General features: G+C 65.5%; 17 protein-coding genes. 5 read left to right on the forward strand and 12 right to left on the reverse strand.

Annotated features, from left to right (window positions below; genetic code table 11):
- The 3 genes from AC066S_RS11230 to ggt form a co-directional block, all read right to left on the reverse strand.
- Complete coding sequence (locus AC066S_RS11230) at positions 1-1,017, reverse strand: FAD binding domain-containing protein (RefSeq protein WP_478269669.1); 1,017 nt, start codon at positions 1,015-1,017, stop codon at positions 1-3.
- Positions 1,018-1,021: 4 nt separating this feature from the next.
- Positions 1,022-1,585, reverse strand: a complete 564-nt coding sequence (locus AC066S_RS11235; RefSeq protein WP_126260577.1) for a (2Fe-2S)-binding protein — start codon at positions 1,583-1,585, stop codon at positions 1,022-1,024.
- Between the two features lie 218 nt (positions 1,586-1,803).
- Complete coding sequence (gene ggt / locus AC066S_RS11240; RefSeq protein WP_478269670.1) at positions 1,804-3,390, reverse strand: gamma-glutamyltransferase; 1,587 nt, start codon at positions 3,388-3,390, stop codon at positions 1,804-1,806.
- A 196-nt stretch (positions 3,391-3,586) separates the two neighbouring features.
- On the opposite strand from ggt, the gene trhO reads away from it, so the two are divergent.
- On the forward strand, positions 3,587-4,354 hold the full coding sequence (gene trhO / locus AC066S_RS11245) for an oxygen-dependent tRNA uridine(34) hydroxylase TrhO (RefSeq protein WP_478269671.1): 768 nt from the start codon (positions 3,587-3,589) through the stop codon (positions 4,352-4,354).
- Positions 4,344-4,562 (forward strand): SlyX family protein, encoded by a 219-nt coding sequence (locus AC066S_RS11250; protein WP_135166296.1) that lies wholly within the window; start codon positions 4,344-4,346, stop codon positions 4,560-4,562. The genes trhO and AC066S_RS11250 overlap by 11 nt, the downstream gene beginning before the upstream one ends.
- Positions 4,563-4,567: 5 nt before the next feature.
- Here AC066S_RS11250 and AC066S_RS11255 read toward each other — a convergent pair whose 3' ends face one another.
- Together AC066S_RS11255 and AC066S_RS11260 are read right to left on the reverse strand one after the other, a co-directional pair.
- Positions 4,568-6,472 (reverse strand): diguanylate cyclase, encoded by a 1,905-nt coding sequence (locus tag AC066S_RS11255; RefSeq protein ID WP_478269672.1) that lies wholly within the window; start codon positions 6,470-6,472, stop codon positions 4,568-4,570.
- Positions 6,473-6,646: 174 nt separating this feature from the next.
- Positions 6,647-6,862 carry a hypothetical protein gene (locus AC066S_RS11260; protein WP_164718943.1) on the reverse strand — a complete coding sequence of 72 codons (216 nt, stop codon included), beginning with the start codon at positions 6,860-6,862 and terminating at the stop codon, positions 6,647-6,649.
- 107 nt (positions 6,863-6,969) lie between these two features.
- Between AC066S_RS11260 and hemE the strand changes: the two genes are divergently transcribed.
- A complete protein-coding gene (gene hemE / locus AC066S_RS11265; RefSeq protein WP_478269673.1) occupies positions 6,970-8,004 on the forward strand; it encodes a uroporphyrinogen decarboxylase in 1,035 nt (344 codons plus the stop codon).
- 199 nt (positions 8,005-8,203) lie between these two features.
- Here the strand turns inward: hemE and hemC are convergent, their stop codons facing one another.
- From hemC to AC066S_RS11280, 3 genes are read right to left on the reverse strand one after another with little or no spacing between them, the layout of a single operon-like run.
- A complete protein-coding gene (hemC, locus tag AC066S_RS11270; RefSeq protein ID WP_478269674.1) occupies positions 8,204-9,184 on the reverse strand; it encodes a hydroxymethylbilane synthase in 981 nt (326 codons plus the stop codon).
- Positions 9,185-9,208: 24 nt separating this feature from the next.
- Positions 9,209-10,834 (reverse strand): GMC family oxidoreductase, encoded by a 1,626-nt coding sequence (locus AC066S_RS11275; protein ID WP_126260538.1) that lies wholly within the window; start codon positions 10,832-10,834, stop codon positions 9,209-9,211.
- Positions 10,835-10,886: 52 nt separating this feature from the next.
- On the reverse strand, positions 10,887-11,477 hold the full coding sequence (locus AC066S_RS11280) for a TetR/AcrR family transcriptional regulator (RefSeq protein ID WP_478269675.1): 591 nt from the start codon (positions 11,475-11,477) through the stop codon (positions 10,887-10,889).
- A gap of 100 nt (positions 11,478-11,577) precedes the next feature.
- Between AC066S_RS11280 and AC066S_RS11285 the strand changes: the two genes are divergently transcribed.
- A complete protein-coding gene (locus tag AC066S_RS11285) occupies positions 11,578-11,943 on the forward strand; it encodes a nuclear transport factor 2 family protein (RefSeq protein ID WP_135166303.1) in 366 nt (121 codons plus the stop codon).
- Between the two features lie 19 nt (positions 11,944-11,962).
- Here AC066S_RS11285 and AC066S_RS11290 read toward each other — a convergent pair whose 3' ends face one another.
- A complete protein-coding gene (locus tag AC066S_RS11290; protein ID WP_478269676.1) occupies positions 11,963-12,955 on the reverse strand; it encodes a hypothetical protein in 993 nt (330 codons plus the stop codon).
- A 659-nt stretch (positions 12,956-13,614) separates the two neighbouring features.
- On the opposite strand from AC066S_RS11290, the gene AC066S_RS11295 reads away from it, so the two are divergent.
- Complete coding sequence (locus AC066S_RS11295) at positions 13,615-15,576, forward strand: putative bifunctional diguanylate cyclase/phosphodiesterase (RefSeq protein ID WP_478269677.1); 1,962 nt, start codon at positions 13,615-13,617, stop codon at positions 15,574-15,576.
- A 202-nt stretch (positions 15,577-15,778) separates the two neighbouring features.
- On the opposite strand, the gene AC066S_RS11300 is transcribed toward AC066S_RS11295, so the two are convergent.
- Genes AC066S_RS11300 through AC066S_RS11310 form a run of 3 tightly spaced genes read right to left on the reverse strand, consistent with a single transcriptional unit; the run spans position 15,779 to position 18,576 of the window.
- Positions 15,779-16,759, reverse strand: coding sequence for a PDR/VanB family oxidoreductase (locus AC066S_RS11300; protein ID WP_478269678.1), 981 nt, complete (start codon positions 16,757-16,759; stop codon positions 15,779-15,781).
- Positions 16,760-16,770: 11 nt separating this feature from the next.
- The gene (locus AC066S_RS11305) at positions 16,771-17,523 is read right to left on the reverse strand and encodes a GntR family transcriptional regulator (protein WP_478269679.1); all 753 of its coding nucleotides are present in this window, start codon (positions 17,521-17,523) and stop codon (positions 16,771-16,773) included.
- Between the two features lie 3 nt (positions 17,524-17,526).
- The gene (locus tag AC066S_RS11310; RefSeq protein ID WP_126260544.1) at positions 17,527-18,576 is read right to left on the reverse strand and encodes an aromatic ring-hydroxylating dioxygenase subunit alpha; all 1,050 of its coding nucleotides are present in this window, start codon (positions 18,574-18,576) and stop codon (positions 17,527-17,529) included.
- Between the last annotated feature and the right edge of the window lie 254 nt (positions 18,577-18,830).

Raw genomic sequence — 18,830 nt, forward strand, 5'->3', positions numbered from 1 at the left:
TCAGATCTCCATCGTTACGGCCTGCTGGAGCGCACGTGCCACGACGCGCTTGCCGAGCGCGATCTTGAAGCTGTTGTGCCGCCGCCCCTTGGCCTCCGCGAAGGCGGCATCGGCAACACGCTGCGCCAGGCCGTCATCGAATCTCTGTCCCTTCAATAGCGCCTCCGCCTCGCGCGCCCGCCAGGGCACGGTGGCGACACCGCCAAGCGCGACGCGCGCATCGCGGATCGTGCCGTTCTGCACGTCGAGCGCGACCGCAGCCGAGGACAGCGCAAACTCGTAGGACTGCCGGTCGCGCGCCTTGAGATACACCGAACGGGGCCAGCGTCCGGAAATGGAGAACGCCGAGATCAGCTCACCCGGTTGCAGCGTGGTCTCGATCTCGGGTGTGTTACCGGGCGCCTTGTGTAGCTGGGCAAACGGCAGGGTACGGGCACCGGATTTTCCGGTGATTTCGACAGTTGCATCGAGCGCGATCAGCGCCTGCGCGAAATCGCCGGGATAGGTCGCGATGCACTGGTCGGAGACGCCGAGCACCGCATGCATGCGGTTGACGCCGTCCATGGCGGCGCAGCCGGAGCCGGGATTGCGCTTGTTGCAATTCTCGTAGGACACGTCGCGGAAATAGCTGCAACGCGTTCGCTGCATCACGTTGCCGCCGAGCGTCGCCATGTTGCGCAGCTGGGCGCTGGCCGCGAGCTTCAGCGAATTGGCGATCACCGGATAATTGCGCTGGATTTCGTCATGCGCGGCGACATCCGACATCTTCGCCAGCGCGCCGAGGCGCACGCCATCGCCCTTGGGCTCGATTGCCGACCAGTGGCTTGCCAGCGGATTGATGTCGACGATCGCGGCGGGCCGCATCACGTCGAGCTTCATCAAATCAATCAGCGTGGTGCCGCCGGCAAGCGGCTGCGCGCGGGCCTGGGTCAGCGGATTGTTCGCAGCCGCAGCGACGCCGAGCGCCCGCACGGCCGCATCAGGGTCTGTTGCCCTTTGGTACGAAAACGGTCGCATGCGCCTAGCCTTTCATGATCTCGGGCGCGGCCTGCTTCACCGCGGCGACGATGTTTGGATAGGCGGCGCAGCGGCAGATGTTTCCGCTCATATATTCGCGGATGTCGGCCTCGCTGCCCGCATGCCCCTCCTTGACGCAGGCAATTGCGGACATGATCTGGCCGGGCGTGCAATAGCCGCACTGGAACGCGTCGTTGTCGATGAAGGCCTGCTGCATCGGATGCAGGCGATCGTCGGTGGCGAGGCCCTCGATCGTCGTGACCTCCTGCCCCTCGGCCGCGAGCGCGAGCGTCAGGCACGACACCACCCGCCGGTCGTCGATCAGCACCGTGCAGGCGCCGCACTGGCCGTGATCGCAGCCCTTCTTGCTGCCGGTGAGCTTGAGATGATCGCGCAGCGCATCGAGCACCGTGGTTCGCGCATCGATGTGCAGGCGCTTGTCCTTGCCGTTGACCCGCAGCGTGACGTCGACGGGAAGTGCCGGATCCTGAGCCGCCGGGACCCTGGCCTCCTCTGCGGCCGCGCGCGCCGTGATCGGGACGAGCGCGCTGCCGGCCGCGCCGGCCATGAAGGCGCGCCGATCGAATGCTGATTGTCTGGAACTTGGTGTGTCGGACATCGACGCCTCCGCCGCTGATCTCTCAAAGCAGCGCACGCCTGCACCGCTCATCGCCCCTTAACCTGAAGCAATGAGGTCCGTTCCGAACGGGGAAAGGGCGATGCGGCAAATGCCGCATCGCCCTTCGTCAACTTTTCCTGATGTCGCGCGGGGAACTCGCGCTGCGATCAATAACCCAGCGCGCAGCCGTCCTTACGCGGATCGGAACCGCCGGTGAGCGTGCCCTTGTCCCAATCGATCCAGATCGCTTGCGCGCCGCCGAGCGGACCGACCACGCTGGTGGTCTTGTGGCCGAGCTTCCTCAGGCCCTCGACGATTGCGGCCGGCACGCTGTCCTCGAGCTGATACTGGCCCTCGTAGTGCAGGCCGCGCGGCATGTCGATCGCTTCCTGCACGTCGCAGCCATAGTCGAGGATGTTGGTCAAGACATGGGTCTGGCCGGTCGGCTGATACTGTCCGCCCATCACGGCGAACGGCATCACGGAGCGTCCACTCTTGGTGAGCAGGCCCGGCATGATCGTATGCAGCGGGCGCTTGCCGCCTTCGATGCAGTTGGGATGGCCGGGCTGGATGCGGAAGCCGCCGGCGCGATTCTGCAACAAGATACCGGACTTATTCGACACGATGGCGGAACCGAAGGAATGCGCGATCGAGTTGATGAACGAGCAGACGTTGCGGTCCTTGTCCACGACCGTGATGTAGATGGTCGAGGGGTTCATCGGCGGCGCGACATTCGGCAGGTCGAGCATGCCGTCCATGCGGATCTTGCTGATGTACTCGTCGGCAAAGCCCTTCTCGAGCATCTCGGCGACGTTGATCTTCATGTGCTCGGGAGAGGCGACGTGCATCTCGCGGTTCATGTAGGCGATGCGGGCGGCTTCCGCTTCGAGATGGAAACGCTCGACGCTGACGGGCGCGTACTTGGTCAGATCGAAGCGCGACAGGATGTTGAGCATCAGGAGCGCGGTGACGCCCGGGCCGTTCGGCGGGCACTGCCAGAAGTCATAGCCCTTGTACATGGTGCCGATCGGCGTCGTCGTCTCGGTGGTGTGCGCGGCGAAGTCGTCGAGCGTGTGCAGGCCGCCGATTGCCCTGAGGGTCTCGACCATGTCTTCCGCGATCGGGCCCTTGTAGAAGGCGTCGCGGCCGTCCTTGGCAATCGCCCGCAGGGTCTTGCCGAGCTCCGCCTGGCGGATGACGTCGCCGGCCACCGGCGGCTTGCCGCCCGGCAACAGGTAGCGGACGGTGTTGGTGCCGGCCTTCAGCTTCTCGAACTGGTTCTTCCAGTCGAAGGCGATGCGGGGCGCGACCACGTAGCCCTCCTCGGCCGCCTTGATCGCGGGCTGGAGCAGCCGGTCGAAGCCGAACTTGCCGTGATCGCGCAAGACGGTGGCGAAGGCATCCACCACGCCGGGGATCGAGACCGCATGGGCCGAGGTCAGCGGCACGGAGTGGATCTTGCGTTCGAGATACCAGTCGGCATTCGCCGCCTTCGGCGCGCGGCCGGAGCCGTTATAGGCGATGATCTTGCCTTCGCCGCGCGGCTGGACCAGCGCGAAACAGTCGCCGCCGATACCGGTCGATTGCGGCTCGATCACACCGAGCACCGCCGAGCCCGCCACGGCCGCGTCCACCGCGGTGCCGCCCTCGCGCAGCACCTCGATCGCCGCGAGCGAGGCCTGCGGGTGCGAGGTCGCGACCATCGCGTTGGTGGCGTGGACCGTGGACCTGCCGGGGAAATGGAAGTTTCTCATCGAATTTCTTGCTCTCTTGGCCGTGGGCGCAGGTTGCGCGCCATCTCGGAAAACCGGGTCTACATGGCACATTCCCGCGGCCCTCGGCAATGCTGGCATGCCAGCGAAATGGCTGCCATCCGCTGGACGTATAGAGCTTCGAGGCCGGCAGCCCTGTGGGTTTTCCGAGCGGCGGGCGCCTGCTAAACGAGCCGACATGTCTGATCCGCATTCGGTCACCAAGGTCGCCGCCTTCTACCAATTCGCCGCCCTCCCGGATTACCGCGAGCTGCGCGAGCCCCTGCGCGCGTTCTGCGCCGGCCTGAAGCTGAAGGGCAGCGTGCTGCTGGCGCAGGAGGGCATCAACGGCACGCTCGCCGGCGCGCCGGACGCGATCGACGCCCTCGCCCATGAGCTGGCGCACGGCGACATGTTCGACGGCAGGCTCGACAATCTCGAATTGAAATTCTCGACCGCCGGGGCGATGCCGTTCGGGCGGCTCAAGGTGCGGCTGAAGAAGGAGATCGTCACCCTTGGCGATAAGGCTGCCGATCCGACCCGCCAGGTCGGCACCTATGTCGATGCGAGCGAATGGAACGCACTGATCTCCGCGCCCGACACGCTGCTGCTCGACACCCGCAACGCCTTCGAGGTGGCGATGGGGACGTTCGAGGGCGCGGTCGACCCCGGCATCAGGAGCTTCGGCCAGTTCAAGGATTTTGCCGCCGAGCGGCTCGATCCGGCAAGGCATCGCAGGATCGCGATGTTCTGCACCGGCGGCATCCGCTGCGAGAAGGCGAGCGCGCATCTGCGCGCGCGCGGCTTCGCCGAGGTCTATCACCTCAAAGGCGGCATCCTCAGATATCTGGAAGAGGTGCCGGAGGCGCAGAGCCGCTGGCGCGGCGAATGCTTCGTGTTCGACGAGCGCGTCGCGCTCGGCCATGGTCTGCGCGAACGGAATAAGGACGCAACGCGTGACGAATGAGATCAGGACGCTGAGCGAGCGCATCGACACGCTGGAGACGCGGCTCGCCTATCAGGACGACACGATCGAGACGCTGAACCAGACCATCACCGCGCAGTGGAAGCAGATCGACGTGCTGACGCGGAAGATCGCGGAGCTCGGCCAGCGGCTGCAGGAGGCCGAGGCCAATGCGCCTGGACCGGCCAACGAGCCTCCGCCGCATTATTGAGCGGCTTACTGGCCGGACGCCTTGGGCATCAGATTCATGAGTTCGCCGGACATCATCAGGCGGTTGCGGCCTGCGTCCTTGGCGGCGTAGAGCGCGCGGTCGGCCGCTTCGACCAGCGAGCTCACGCCCGCCGTGCGCTCCAGCGCGGGCCGGCAGGTCGCACCGCCGACCGAGGCGGTGACGCATCCGGCGGCCTTATTGCTGCCATGAACAAGGCCGGCCTCGCGAATGGCCTTGAGGATCCGTTCGCCGACCTGGGCGCAGCCGGCGGCATCGGTGCTCGGCAGCAGCATGGCGAACTCCTCGCCGCCATAGCGCGCCGCCAGATCGCCGGCGCGCTGCGTCTCGGCCGCGATGATTTGCGCGACCAGGCGCAGGCAGGCATCGCCCGCGGGGTGGCCGTATTCGTCGTTATAGGCCTTGAAGTGATCGACATCGATCATCAGCAAAGCGAGGCTGGAGCGGTCGCGATAGGCGCGCGCCCATTCCTCCTTCAGCCGCTCGTCGAAGCGGCGGCGATTGGCAAGGCCGGTGAGGCTGTCCTCGATCGCCAGCGTCTCGAGCCTGGTTTCCAGCTTCTTGTGCTCGGAGATGTCGCGGGAGATCGCGACCACGCCGTCGACGCGGCCATTGTCCTTGCGCGTCACCCGCATGGTCGATTCCAGCCAGACTTCGCCGTTCTGCCGATGCGAGTTGCGGTAGGTGAGGCGCGCCTCCTCCCGCTCGCCACGCTTCATGGCGTCGACGATGGCCTGGACCGCCGGCAGATCCTCCGGATTGATGCCCGCCAGCGCCGGCGTGCCGATTAATTGATTGGGGCGCCATCCGACGACGCGCACGGACGAGGGCGAGACATAGCGCAGGCGCTCGTCGAGCCCGATGCGGGTCACCATGTCGCTGGAGCCTTCGGCGAGCAGGCGGAAATGCGCCTCCTTCTCGACCAGCGCCGCGGCCATGCTCTGGCCGCGCTGCAGCTGCCGCACCAGCACGGCGCCGATGACCGCGATCAGCATTACCAGCGCGACGACATAGAGCATGCGGGAGATTGCCGCGGCACGCCAGGGCGCGAGCAACTCGTCCTTGTCGACTGTCGCAAGCAGAAGCAGCGGGAAGCGGCTGCTGCGCTTGAAGAAGCTGACGCGCTCGGCACCGTCCAGCGGCGACTTGAAATGATAGGCGCCGCTCGGCCGTTGCAGGCTGGCGTCGCGGAACAACGGCTTGTCGGAAACGCTGCGTCCGACGAACGCCTCGTTGCTGGGATTGCGCGCGATCATCAGGCCGTCGCCATGCGTGAGCGACACCGAGCTGTTGCGGCCGATCTCGAACTGCTCGTAGAAATGCGAAAGATACTTTGAGCTGATGGTCGCGAGCACCACGCCGCCGAAGCTGCCGTCCGGCTTGTTGAAGCGGCGCGACAACGTGACCACCCATTCTCCATCCAGGAGGCTCTTTACGGGACGGCCGACATGGGGCTCTCGCTTCGGGGAGAGCTGATGATAGCGGAAGAACGCATCATCGCTGAGCGTTGACCCGATCGTACCGGGCGAGGTCAGCCAGTTGCCCTGATCGTCGATGATGGCGAGGCTGTGAATGCGCTCGATTGCCTTCTTGCGCGCTTCCAACAGGGTGCGCAGCTTCGCGATCGTGACCGGTGCGGTGCCGTCCATCTCGAGCCGGCTGACGACGCCGACAACGCCGGAATCCAGGAGATCGAGGCTGTCCTCGGCATGCTGGGTCAGCGACCGGACGACGTTCGCCATTTCGGCCTCGGCCTCCCTGAGCACCGCCTCCCGCGCGGCCCATTCACGCCAGCCGCTGACGCCAAGGATGGCCACGCAGGTCAGCGCGACGAAAGCCGCCGCACGCAACGGCAGGTGGCTCCATCCGGTTCGATGGGTCGCAGGGCTCATGCGGCAGAATTCTCCGATGTTTCGGAACCTCTGCCGCTTCTATTAGTGAACTCTGAAATCGCTACGAAAATACGGGCGATCTACCCGTTTCCCGGTAGTCCTACGGACACCGCAATCATCGCATCGCTAACAACATATTAGCGAGCCTATCGGAAACCGGCGTGCCTCCGCCCGCTAGCTGAAGATCGCCTTGACCTTGTCCCAGAGCGAGGGATGGTCGGCCTCAGCATCGGCCTTCGAGGGCGTCGGCTGGGCAGCGCTCACGGGATCGGACGCGGGGAAGGTGTCCTTCAGCCCGGCGTCGAGCTTGGATTGCTGATCGGCGGCCAGCGCCTCATGCAGATCGTCGGCATGCTTGTCGTGCGGCGCGGGATTGAATGTCTCAGCCATGATGTCCTCCATCGGCTGGGTCAACGCGGCCCTGTTGCGCTGGTTCCCCTGTTCCGCTGAGGGCCGAGGCGGTGTATCAGGGGCGATAACCCCGTTCAGGACCATTCGTGCCCCAATCTGCAAGAAAGCCCTTCATCGACGTGCTCTCCGGCCAGCGCCAGAGCATCCCGCCCATGTGGATGATGCGGCAGGCCGGCCGCTATCTGCCGGAATATCGCGAGGTGCGTGCCAAGGCCGGCGGCTTCCTTGACCTCTGCTTCAACCCGGAGCTTGCGGCCGAGGTGACGCTGCAGCCGATTCGACGGTTCGGTTTCGACGCCGCGATCATCTTCTCGGACATTCTCGTTATCCCCTACGCGCTCGGGCGCTCGGTGCGGTTCGAGGTCGGCGAGGGCCCGCGGCTGGATCCGCTGGATGATCCCGCCAAGGTCGCAACGCTGGCGCCGCGCGCCGATTTCGGCAAGCTCCAGCCGGTGTTCGATGCGCTCAGGCTCGTGCGCGGCGCGCTGGACCCGAAGGTCGCCCTGATCGGCTTCTGCGGCGCGCCGTGGACGGTCGCGACCTACATGGTCGCCGGCCAGGGCACGCCCGACCAGGCGCCCGCACGGATGATGGCCTACCGGCATCCGGAGGCGTTCGCGAAGATCATCGACGTGCTGGTCGAGAACTCGGTTCAATATCTGCTGGCGCAGCTCGAAGCCGGCGCCAATGCCTTGCAGATCTTCGACACCTGGGCAGGCGTGCTCCCACCGGCCGAATTCGCACGCTGGTCGGTCGAGCCGACGCGGCGCATCGTCGAGGGCGTGCGGGCCAAGGTGCCGGATGCCAAGATCATCGGCTTTCCCCGCGGCGCCGGCGCGCTGCTGCCCGCTTATGTCGAGGCGACCGGCGTCAATGCAGTCAGCATCGACTGGACCGCGGAGCCGGCTTTCATCCGCGAACGCGTGCAGAGCAAGGTCGCCGTGCAAGGCAATCTCGATCCGCTGGTGTTGATCGCGGGCGGCGCCGCCCTCGACCGCGCGGTCGACAACGTGCTGGCCAATTTTGCGCAGGGGCGCCTGATCTTCAATCTCGGCCACGGCATCCAGCCGGAAACGCCGATCGCCCATGTCGAGCAGATGGTCAAGCGCGTGCGGGGATGATCGGCGAGCGGTCTGTCCGCATCGTCATGCCCGGGACGAGCCCGGACATGACGAGCTGTTGTGGTCGGCCCAAACAAAAACGCGAAAACAACCCCATGCACAGTAGACAAGTCATTGATAAAGCTGGGCCGGCATGACGCCGCGCAGACGCGCATTTGACGCGTCGGGCAAAACAGGCGCGGTGCTTGCGCAATGAGGCTCAGCGCGGCCGGCTGCGCTCGATGATCTCGCCGGCGCCCTTGATCAGCAGATCCAGACCAACCGCACGGCCGAGCTCGCGCGGGCGATCGGCGGGGCCTTCGCGCGAAGCTTCGATGATGGTGTTGCCGGAGAGGTCGAGCACGGATGCGGTGAGCGACATAAGATCGCCCGCGATGGTCGAGAAGCCCGCCACCGGCGAATTGCAGTGACCGTTCAGCACCCACAGCACCTCGCGCTCGGCATCGGCAGAGGCGTGCGCGGCGAGATCGTCGATCGATGACAGGATTTTTCGCGTTTGCCAGTCCTGCGCCGCGCATTCGACGGCGACGATGCCTTGCCCCGCCGCGGGCAGCATTTCGGCCGCGGTGAACTCATAGGCGATGCGATGAGACAGGCCGACGCGATCAAGGCCGGAGCGTGCCATGATCAGCGCGTCCGCCGGCCCCACCTCGCCACCATCGGGCAGACGCTGCTTCGTCTTGTTATCGAGCTTGCGCACACGCGTGTCGGCCGCACCGCGAAAATGAATGATATCGGCCTCCGGAAAGAGCCGGCGCGCATAGGCTGCGCGCCGCACGGCATTGGTGCCGATCTTGAAACCTCGGCCGCGCGCTTTCCGGAACGCCTCCAGCGTCACGCCATCACGCAGCACCAGCGCATCGCCGGGCGGATCGCGCGACAAGGTCGCGCCGATGACGAGGCCGGGCGTGTCCTCGTTGCCCGGCATGTCCTTCAGCGAATGCATCGCTGCCTGGAGCTCGCCCGACCGCACGGCGGCCCGGATCTGCGCCACGAAGGCGCCGCCCTTGCCGCCATGCGGCAATAGCTTGCTGGTCTGGTCGAGATCGCCGGTGGTGTCGAACTTGACGATCTCGACGTCGAGACCGGGCACGGCGGCGGTCAGGCGGCGCGCGATCTCTTCCGTCTGTGCCAGCGCCATCGCGCTCTTGCGGGTGCCGATCTTCAGTCGCGTAGCCAAGCCGTTGTCCTTTCGAGCCGCGAATTAACGCGCATCCTCCAATATCATGTCGGAGGCCTTTTCGGCGATCATGATGATCGGCGCATTGGTGTTCCCCGACACGAGGTCCGGCATGATCGAGCCGTCGACGACCCGAATGCCTTCGAGCCCTCTCACCTTCAGCCGCTGATCGACCACCGCGAGCGGGTCGTTGCCCATACGACAGGTCGAGGTTGGATGGTAGATGGTGCTGCCGCGCTCGCGGCAATAATCCAATATTTCGGCATCCGTAGATACCTTCGCGCCGGGATCGTATTCACTGATCACGAACGGCTTCAGCGCCGGCGCGTTCAGGATCTTGCGCAAAATCTTGATGCCTTCGACGTTGGTGGTGCGGTCGGTCTCGGTCGACATGTAGTTGATGCGGATTTCCGGCGGCACCGTCGGGTCCGCGCTCTTGATGCGCAGGGAACCCCGGCTCTCGGGTCGGAGCTGGCATACCGACGCCGTAAAGCCGGAGAAGTCGTGCAGCTTCTCGCCCATCTTGTCGGTCGAGAACGGCAGGAAATGCACCTGGATGTCGGGCGAGGCGAGCCGCGGGCTGGTCTTGAAGAACGCACCCGCGGTGCCGGCCGCAATAGTCAGCCATCCCTTCCGGAACAACGCATAGCGCGCGCCGGCCATGGTGCGGCGAAGCGGATGATTGATGGTATCATTGAGCGTGATCTTCTGCGAGCAGCGCATCACGATGCGGACCTGCATGTGGTCCTGGAGGTCGTGACCGACGCCCGGCGCGTCCAGTACGACATCGATGCCGTGCTTGCGCAGGAGATCGGCGGGACCGACGCCGGAGAGCTGGAGCAGCTGCGGCGAGTTGTAGGCGCCGCTCGACAGCACGATCTCTCTTCGCGCGCGGGCCCGGCGGATTTGCGCGCCTTGCCGATATTCGACGCCGACGGCGCGGCGGCCCTCGAACAGCACGCGCTGGCCGAGCGCGCCAGTTTCGATCTTGAGATTGCTGCGCGCCTTGGCCGGGCCGAGATAGGCCACCGAGGTCGAGGCGCGGCGGCCGTTGCGCGTCGTGGTCTGGAACAGCCCGACACCCTCCTGCGTGGCGCCGTTGAAATCAGGGTTGTAGGGCAGACCGCTCTCGACCGCGGCGTCGATGAAGGCCTTTGACAGCGGGTCGGTGACGACCATGTTGGAGACCGACAGCGGTCCGCCCGTGCCGTGATATTGATCGGCGCCGCGCGACTGGTTCTCTGCCTTCTTGAAATAGGGCAGCACGTCGTCATAGCCCCAGCCGGTATTGCCGAGCTGGCGCCAGCGATCGTAATCCTCGTGCTGGCCGCGGACATAAAGCAGGCCGTTGATCGAGCTCGAGCCGCCCAACGTCTTGCCGCGCGGCTGGAACACCTGGCGGCCCTTCAGCTCGGGCTCCGGCTCGGTCTGGTACATCCAGTTGACGCTCTTCTCCTTGAACAGCTTGCCGTAGCCCAGCGGCACATGGATCCAGATGTTGGAATCCTTTGGCCCGGCCTCGAGCAGCAGCACGGTGTGCTGACCGTTCGCCGACAGCCTGTTGGCCAGCACGCAGCCGGCAGAGCCGGCGCCGACGATGATGTAATCGAATTCGGGATCGGACGGCATAAGGGCGGAGTTTGCGTTCATGCGCTGCTGTTCTTCTTGTTGGAGCGGGCGTTCCGGTTCGTCACTAGCACGATCATGCCCTGGCGCGCAGCGCCTCGATCAGCGACTTGAACGCACGGGCATATTCCGCGCCGGCCCTTGCGATATCGGCGCGCCCGGCGCAGGCGACGGCGGCCTCGGTCACCGCACCAAGCAGCAGCCGCGCCAAGGGCTCGACCGGCTGCCGCGCGATCAGGCCCGCGTCCATCGCCGCCGACAGTGCTCGCGGCAGTTTGCCGCCAAAATGCCTGGCGTCGATCTCGCGCCAGCGCTCCCAGCCGAGTACGGCCGGGCCGTCGCGCAGGATGATCTGGCCGGTCGGACCCTTCGCGGTCGCGGCAAAGTAATGCTGGGTGCCGGCGACCATCGCGGCGAGCACGTCCTTCTCCGCGCGCGCGGCCCCATCGATCTCCACGACGAGGTCGCGCGAGACCTGGTCGAACACGGCTTCGAACACCGCCTCCTTGGTCTTGAAGTGATGATAGACCGCGCCCTTGGCGATACGGGCACCATCCGCGATCTCGTCCATGGTGGTGGCGGCAAAGCCTTGTGTCCCGAACAGGCGGCGCGCCGCCGTCAGGATCGCTTCCGATGTCGCCGCCCGCCGCTCCGCCTGTTTCGCCATGGCTCTCGTCTAATCCAATCATCTGCCGGCCGCCAGTTGACTTTTCGACCGTCGGTCGGTATTTACCGACTAACAGTCGGTTTTATTCCTGAGGTGCATCATGCCGAGCCGTGAGATCGTCGAGGCTTTCGCAAAGAGGCTGGAGGATGGCGACTTCGTCGGAGCCATCCTCGACTACTACACGCCGGATGCCGCGACCTACGAGAATCTCGCCGCGCCGGTGGTCGGGCGCGACAAGCTTGCGGACAAAGAGCGTGGCGTGCTGGCAGCGTTCAAGACAGTCACTGCCGTGCGCATCGGCCCAAGCCTGATCGATGGCGACATTGTCGCCAGCCGTTGGAAATTCTCCTTCACCAACACTGAGGGCGTGACGCGGACGCTGGAAGAGATCGCCTGGCAGACCTGGCGAGGCAACGAGATCATCGAGGAGCGCTTCTTCTACGATCCCAAACAGCTCGGACGCTGAGTGCTTCCGCGGATGGCCATCATCGGTACAGCATAACCACGGCCATGCCGATCAGAGGCGCAAGAAACCAGACGGCCTGCCGCGCAGAGCCGTTGATCGACCACCGTCCATAGACGATGGTACTGCCGTTCCGGGATGACGACCCGGGTTGATCCCGGAATGCTTTCCATCGCGCCTCGGCAGGCCCGAGAAAATCTTCCGGCTTGACCGTCATGTCGGCGCTGTTGAGCACCACCTGCATCATCTCGCCTTTCGGCTGGAACATGGCTTCAGACCCGGGTGGCGCGAAGAAGCTGCGCCTCGGAGCGATATGCTGCTCATAGAACTCCTGACCGACCGTGACGGCCGCAGCATATGGACTGACGAACGGCACCCCCGAGATGCCGGGAACGACGAGATGGCCCACCCCGCGCACCTCATGCCAGGGAATGAAGAGACCCTTGAGCCAGGGCCTGTGAAACCGGATGCCCGCGGCAGACATGGAGACCACCGCCCGATCCGCGTAGAAGTGCCGGTAAGTCGAAAACGCGATCCATCCCAAACCCAGATAGAGCAACATCCAGCCGAAAACATTCAGCGACGGATTCACCAGGTGGCTCCAATAGAGACTGCCCGCGGCGCTGACGTAGCTGGAGCGGCCGCTTGGTCCGCCGACCAACACGCTGATCACACCGATCACGCCGGAGACGACCATCAGGATAAGGACGCCGATCAACAATTCCAGAAGCAATGGCAGCCCTGACCGTCCAATCAGGGTCGTCAGCGCATAGCCTGCGAACGCCAGACCCAGGAGAGCCAGATAGACGGCGGCCAAGGCCGCTCCGCTCTGGCCGCGGCTCTCGGCGTGAAGCGCGATCGCAAGGCCGGCGACGCAAGCCCACATCGCCCAGGGAAGGCGATCCATCCGCCATTTGTCCATCGTGTATTCGACCGTTGCCGAAACATCGGCTGAAGGCTCGCTCATGGACAGGCCCTTGGGAGCGCAAACGTATCCGTTGCCGACGCGGCGCACGCGTGGCCTGGTCGGTCCACGAAACGTATCACGCGAGCAGGAGAACGTCTCCCCCCGGCCGAGCAGGGCTATCGTATATGATGTGCAGGATGCAGCGGCATCGGCAGTGGGCTCCCTCCTTTGGGGAGAGGGTGTCTCCGCGCAGCGATTGTTGAGAATAAGTGAGGGCGTCCCTACGCGGCGAGAGCCCTCACCCGCCGCGCTCTGCGAGCGCGTCGGCCTCTCCCGCAGGCGGGAGAGGCGGAGCAAGCCTAGACAGTCCCCGTGTCAATCACATGCGATGCCCTGCCCGGCCGAGGGTGCGGCAAAAGGCCGATCGAGGAGCGGGCCCATGACGATCCGAAGAAGCTGAGGCGCCAAGATGCTTCTCCAACTTCGGTGTCATGGCCCGGCTGGACCGGGCGATCCGGTACGCCTGTGAACTGAACCGAGAAGCCGCGGCGTACTGGATGCCGCTTTCGCAGAACATGACAGCGGAGTTGGACGCCAGCCTTGCTCAGCCATCTCGCATTTGTATCGATTTTGTTATCGATACTCTTGCACGAACACGCAGAAGTGGTCGCGCCGGCCCCCGCAGCCGAGGATAATTCATAGTTCGTCAAAGGTTTGCGGCGAATTCTCCGCACCGAGCCGGACCAACGGCGTATGCAGGCTCTGGAATGCGGACTCAACTGACCACCTATTTCGCGCGGCTGTTTGCCGGCGATCTGTCGGCGTTCGGCGGTCCCGTGACGGACGAGGCCGTGGCCGGCCATATCCGCGCCGAGCAGATGTCGCTCGTGCTCGGCTATTCGGTCGGCATCATGCTCGGCAATGCCTGCAACGCCATCGTGCTCGCCATCGCACTGTGGCAGTCGCCGGACCGGATCTCCGCCCTGGTCTGGGCCGCCGCCGTGGCCAGCGCGGCGATCGCGTTCGGCCTGCAATCCCGCGCCGCGCGCCGCATCACCAAGCCGCAATTCGTCTCGCGCCGCGCCATGCACCGGCTGGTGCGAAATGCCTTCGTCCTTGGCGCCGCCTGGGGCATCGTCCCCGTCGCCTTCTTTGCCGACGCCTCGGCCGGCGGCCAGCTCGTCATCACCTGCCTGTGCTCGGGCATGCTGGCCGGCGGCGCGCTCGCCTTCGCCACCATCCCGATCGCAGCCATCGCCTTCACGGCCCCGATCTTCGTCGGGATCGCCATCTGCCTCGGCAGGAACGGCGATCTGGCCTTTGTCCTGATCGCCTTCCTCGTCGTAGTCTACGGCAGCGTGCTGTTGCGCGGCGTGTTCGTCAATTCGTTCTCGTTCGCGCGGCGCGTCACGCGGCAGATCGAGGCGGAGCGCACGGTGCGGCTGGATCCCCTGACCCGCCTGCCCAACCGCGTCGCCTTCAACGAGACGCTCGAGGCCGCGCTCAAGCGACTGGCGCTGTCCGGCGAGGAATTTGCAGTGCTCCTGCTCGATCTCGATCGCTTCAAGGAGGTCAACGACAAGTTCGGCCATCCCGCCGGCGACGAATTCCTGATCCAGGTCGCAAGCCGCCTGCAACGCTGCACACGCGCCGCCGAGCATGTCGCGCGCATCGGCGGCGACGAGTTCGCGCTGGTGATGGCCAATCTGGCGCGCCCGGAAGACGCCCTCGAGATCGCCGAGCGCTTCGTCGCGGCCTTCGACGAGCCGTTCCGCATCGAGGGCCGCCAGATCGTGGGCGCCACCAGCGTCGGCATCGTGCTGGCGCCACGCGACGGCAGTGCGCCGCTCGACATCATGAAGAACGCCGATACAGCGCTCTACCGCGCCAAGAAGGCAGGGCCCGGCACGATCTGCTTCTTCGAGGCCAACGACGACAAGGTGTCACGCGATCGCAAGGCGCTGCAATCGGACCTCGAGGGCGCGATTGCGCGAAACGAGCTGTTCCTGGTGTTCCAGCCGTTCCTCGACCTCGACCAAAGCCGGATCACCGGCTTCGAGGCGCTGCTGCGCTGGCAACATCCCGAGCGCGGACTGATACCGCCGAGCGAATTCATCCCGATCGCGGAGGAGACCGGCCTGATCCACGAGATCGGCGAATGGGTCATCCGCCGCGCCTGCGCGACGGTCGCCAAATGGCCCGACGAGATCAGGGTCGCCGTGAACTTCTCCGCGGCACAGTTTCACAACGCCGGCATCCTCCAGATCATCGTGCAGGCGCTCCGCGAGGCGAAGATCGCCCCGCACCGGCTCGAGATCGAGATCACGGAATCGATGCTGCTGTCGAAATACGGCTTGGCCGAGCCGGTCCTGAACGCGCTGCTGCAGCTCGGCGTCACCGTGGCGCTGGACGATTTCGGGACGGGGTTCTCCTCCCTCACCTATCTGCGCAAGCTGCCGTTCAGCCGTATCAAGGTCGACCAGTCCTTCATCCGCGACATGCTGGTGCAGCGCGACTGCGCGGCAATCGTGAAATCGGTGATCGGCCTTGCGCGCGACCTCGACATCGGCGTGGTCGCCGAAGGCGTCGAGACCGCCGACCAGCTGGAATATCTCACGCAGATCGGCTGCGAGGAGATTCAGGGCTACCTGATCAGCCGCCCGGTGTCGGCGGACGGCGTGCTGGCGCTGCTCGAGAGGAGTAAGCTTCGGGCGACCTTCGCGGCGTAGGCAAATTATGTGGCCCGCGTGCAGCAAGGCGGGAGGTGCGCTCCCTCCCCCGCTTGCGGGGGAGGGTCGGGGAGAGGGTGACTCCACAGTGGGGCTGCCCCAGAGGAGAGAGCCCTCACCCGCGCCTTCGGCGCGACCTCTCCCGCAAGCGGGAGAGGCTAGGAGCCCGCGGCGCCGTCCATTTCTTGCAACAAGCTCTCGCTCAAATCGCGTCCGCCCGGAGCAGCGTGTCCACGGTGATCGTCCCTCGCGCGCGGGAGACGCAGGCGCAGATCTTCTGGTTGCTCTCTTTCTGATGGTCGCTGAAGAAGACGTCGCGATGGTCGATCTCGCCGTCGACCTCGACCACGTCGATGGCGCAGAGGCCGCATTCGCCGCGCTTGCAGTCGTACATCACGTCGTGACCGCTGGCGTTGAGCACGTCCAGCATCGAACGCTCGCGCGGGATTTCCAGCTCGACATTCGAGCCCTTCAAGCGCACACGGAACGCCTCGGTCGGGAGCGTGCCGCTGGAGCCGAAGGTTTCGTAGCGCAGGTCGGGCAGCGGATGGCCGGCGCCGATCCAGGCATGGCGCGCGGCATCGAGCAGCCGCATCGGGCCGCAGAACAGGGCCAGCGTTGCTTGCGGCAATGAGGTGAACAGCGCGTCGAGATCGAGCCGCTTGCCTTCGTCGCTCGCATGGACGACGAGGCGATCCCCAAGCATCGCGGCGAGCTCGTCGAGATAGGCGGCCTCGCTGCGCGAGCGCACCGCATAGTGCAGCATGACATCCGACCCGCGGCGCGCCAGCGCCTGCGCCGCGCCGAGGATCGGGGTGATGCCGATGCCGCCGGCGATCAGGCAATAGTTCTGCCGCGTCCAGTCCACGGCGAGCAGCGAGGCGGGTTGCGTGATGTCGAGCCGCGCGCCCGGCTGCAACGACCACATGTAGCGGGAGCCGCCGCGGGAATCCTCGGCGCGGCGCACCGCAATTCTGAATCCATGCGACGAGGCCTCGCCGACCAGCGAATAGGACCGCGTCTCCGGCTGGCCGTCGATGGTGACGCTGACATTGATGTGGCTGCCGACCGGATAGGCCGTGACGTCGAGCTGATCCGGCCTGATCAGGAATTCGCGGATGCCGGGCGCAAGGTCGCGGGTCGAGACGAGCGTTGCAGGAATCCAGGTTTCGATGAAGCGCATGGTGACTGCCCTCAATCGGTTGTGGTCTTGATCAGCGCGAGCGCCGGCAAGAGGTCGAGATGGGTCCGGTTGCGCAGCGCGAGCCGCAGGTTTCGCACCGCGAGCCGCGCATGCTCGCGCATGACGGCCTCGGCGCGCGCGCCTTCGCGGTTCTCGATGGCGTCGATCACGACGCGATGGTGCTCTTGCCCGATGATCAGGATCTGCTGCGCCTCAGGCAGCGCCGACTGCGCCATCACGAAGCCGCTGGGGGATGCGAACGGCAGCGCCGAGGCGCGGTCGATCTGGCGGATCAAGGGCGGGCTGCGCGACAATTCGGTGAGCAGCGCGTGGAAGCGCGCGTTCAGCGTGACATAGGACGAGAACGCTTCGATCGAGATCGGCACCTGGCGCAGCAATTCGTCGATCGCGGCCAGGCACTCCTTCAGCGGCTCGAGCTCGCGCGCGGAGACGCCGCGCTCGGCCGAGAAGCGCGCGGCGAGACCTTCGAGCGTGCCGCGCAGCTCGATGGAATCGGAGATGTCGCGTTCGGAGAACGCCTTCACCATGAAGCCACCGGAGGGAATCGCCTCCAGGAGGCCTTCCTCCTCGAGCCGCACCAGCGCCATGCGCACCGGAGTGCGCGAGGCGCCGGTGGTCTCCACCGCCTGCAGCTCGGAGATACGCTCGCCCGGACGCAAGGCGCCGGACAGGATCTGGTCGCGCAGCGCGAGCTGCGCCTTCACGGTCTGCGAGACGGAGCGGTCGACCTCACGCTCGGCCATGACCTACTCCGCGGCCTGAAGGCGCTGCGGCGCGCTTTCCTTCGCCACCATCTTGTCGATCAGCTTGCGCGACCACATCGCGCCGGCGTCGATGTTGAGGTTGTAGAAGATGCGGTCCGGGTTCTCGTCCATGGCGCGCTGCTGCGCTTCGAGGATCAATTCGTCCTCGCGGAAGATGCCGGAAACGCCCTCGCGGATCTCGGACGTGATGCGCTGCTCACCGAGCTGATAGTTGCGCACGAAGGCCCAGAAATAGTGGCAGGTCTTCTCGGTCTCCGGCGTGATGGTGTTAAGCACGAAGCCGTTGACGCCCTGCGAGCGGTCGCCTTCCGGCGCGCCCGTGCCGGCGGGCGCCACGCCGACGTCGATCGCGATGGTGCACGGCGCCTCGAAACGGATGATCTGCCAGCGGTCGACGAGGCCGGGCTTGCCGAGCTGCTTGGCCCAGAACGGCGGGGGCTCGATGTTCCGCATCCAGCGCGTCACCGTGACGGTCTTCTCGCCATGGGTGACGTCGAACGGCGCCTCGGCGACCGCCTCGTTGCCGATCGATGAGCCGTGCACGAAGGTCTCGTGGGTGAGATCCATCAGATTGTCGAGCACGAGGCGGTAGTCGCATTTGACGTGGATGGTCTTGCCGTCGCCGGCCCAGGCCGGATCGTGATTCCAGTGCAGGTCGGGGACGAGCGCGGGATCGGCCAGAGCGGGATCGCCCATCCAGAGCCAGATGTAGCGGTGGCGCTCGACCACAGGATAGGAGCGCACGCAGGCCGACGGGTTGATGGTCTCCTGCGAGGGCATGAAGGTGCAGCGGCCCTGCGCATTGAACTTCAGGCCGTGATAGCCGCAGACGACGGTGTCGCCTTCGAGCCGGCCTTTGGACAGCGGCACCAGGCGATGCCAGCAGGCATCCTCCAGCGCGGCCACCGAGCCGTCGGCCTTGCGATACATCACGACATGCTTGCCGCAGATCGTCCGCGGCAACAGCGCCGGCTTCACCTCGGCATCCCAGGCAGCGGCGTACCAGGCGTTCATCGGGAAGGGCTTTGTCATCGGTCTCACTCCCACGGCTTATGTATGCGTTATGTATACAATAGCGGAGGACGAGAATCGTTCAAGGGTAAAATGACCTTACTATAATACCGAAATCAAACATACTGTATACAGATAGTTCCAATTGGACGGCCAATCCAGCGCATTTTGATGTGTCAGCTGTGCCTCCGAACACCCGTCAGTGATCTGTCCGGGCTAAACACTGCGCGGGCGATGACACCGTTTGGTAGGTGAGGCCGTACCTCGGTCGGAAG

The sequence above is a fragment of the Bradyrhizobium sp. CFUWI genome, from assembly GCF_056429085.1.

Bases quoted from the DNA above. Each gene is read 5' to 3' on its own strand.
- AC066S_RS11230 (WP_478269669.1), bottom strand. From the start codon at position 1,017: ATGCGACCGTTTTCGTACCAAAGGGCAACAGACCCTGATGCGGCCGTG.
- AC066S_RS11235 (WP_126260577.1), bottom strand. From the start codon at position 1,585: ATGGCCGGCGCGGCCGGCAGCGCGCTCGTCCCGATCACGGCGCGCGCG.
- ggt (WP_478269670.1), bottom strand. From the start codon at position 3,390: ATGAGAAACTTCCATTTCCCCGGCAGGTCCACGGTCCACGCCACCAAC.
- trhO (WP_478269671.1), top strand. From the start codon at position 3,587: ATGTCTGATCCGCATTCGGTCACCAAGGTCGCCGCCTTCTACCAATTC.
- AC066S_RS11255 (WP_478269672.1), bottom strand. From the start codon at position 6,472: ATGAGCCCTGCGACCCATCGAACCGGATGGAGCCACCTGCCGTTGCGT.
- AC066S_RS11260 (WP_164718943.1), bottom strand. From the start codon at position 6,862: ATGGCTGAGACATTCAATCCCGCGCCGCACGACAAGCATGCCGACGAT.
- AC066S_RS11275 (WP_126260538.1), bottom strand. From the start codon at position 10,834: ATGAACGCAAACTCCGCCCTTATGCCGTCCGATCCCGAATTCGATTAC.
- AC066S_RS11280 (WP_478269675.1), bottom strand. From the start codon at position 11,477: ATGGCGAAACAGGCGGAGCGGCGGGCGGCGACATCGGAAGCGATCCTG.
- AC066S_RS11285 (WP_135166303.1), top strand. From the start codon at position 11,578: ATGCCGAGCCGTGAGATCGTCGAGGCTTTCGCAAAGAGGCTGGAGGAT.
- AC066S_RS11295 (WP_478269677.1), top strand. From the start codon at position 13,615: ATGCGGACTCAACTGACCACCTATTTCGCGCGGCTGTTTGCCGGCGAT.
- AC066S_RS11300 (WP_478269678.1), bottom strand. From the start codon at position 16,759: ATGCGCTTCATCGAAACCTGGATTCCTGCAACGCTCGTCTCGACCCGC.
- AC066S_RS11305 (WP_478269679.1), bottom strand. From the start codon at position 17,523: ATGGCCGAGCGTGAGGTCGACCGCTCCGTCTCGCAGACCGTGAAGGCG.
- AC066S_RS11310 (WP_126260544.1), bottom strand. From the start codon at position 18,576: ATGACAAAGCCCTTCCCGATGAACGCCTGGTACGCCGCTGCCTGGGAT.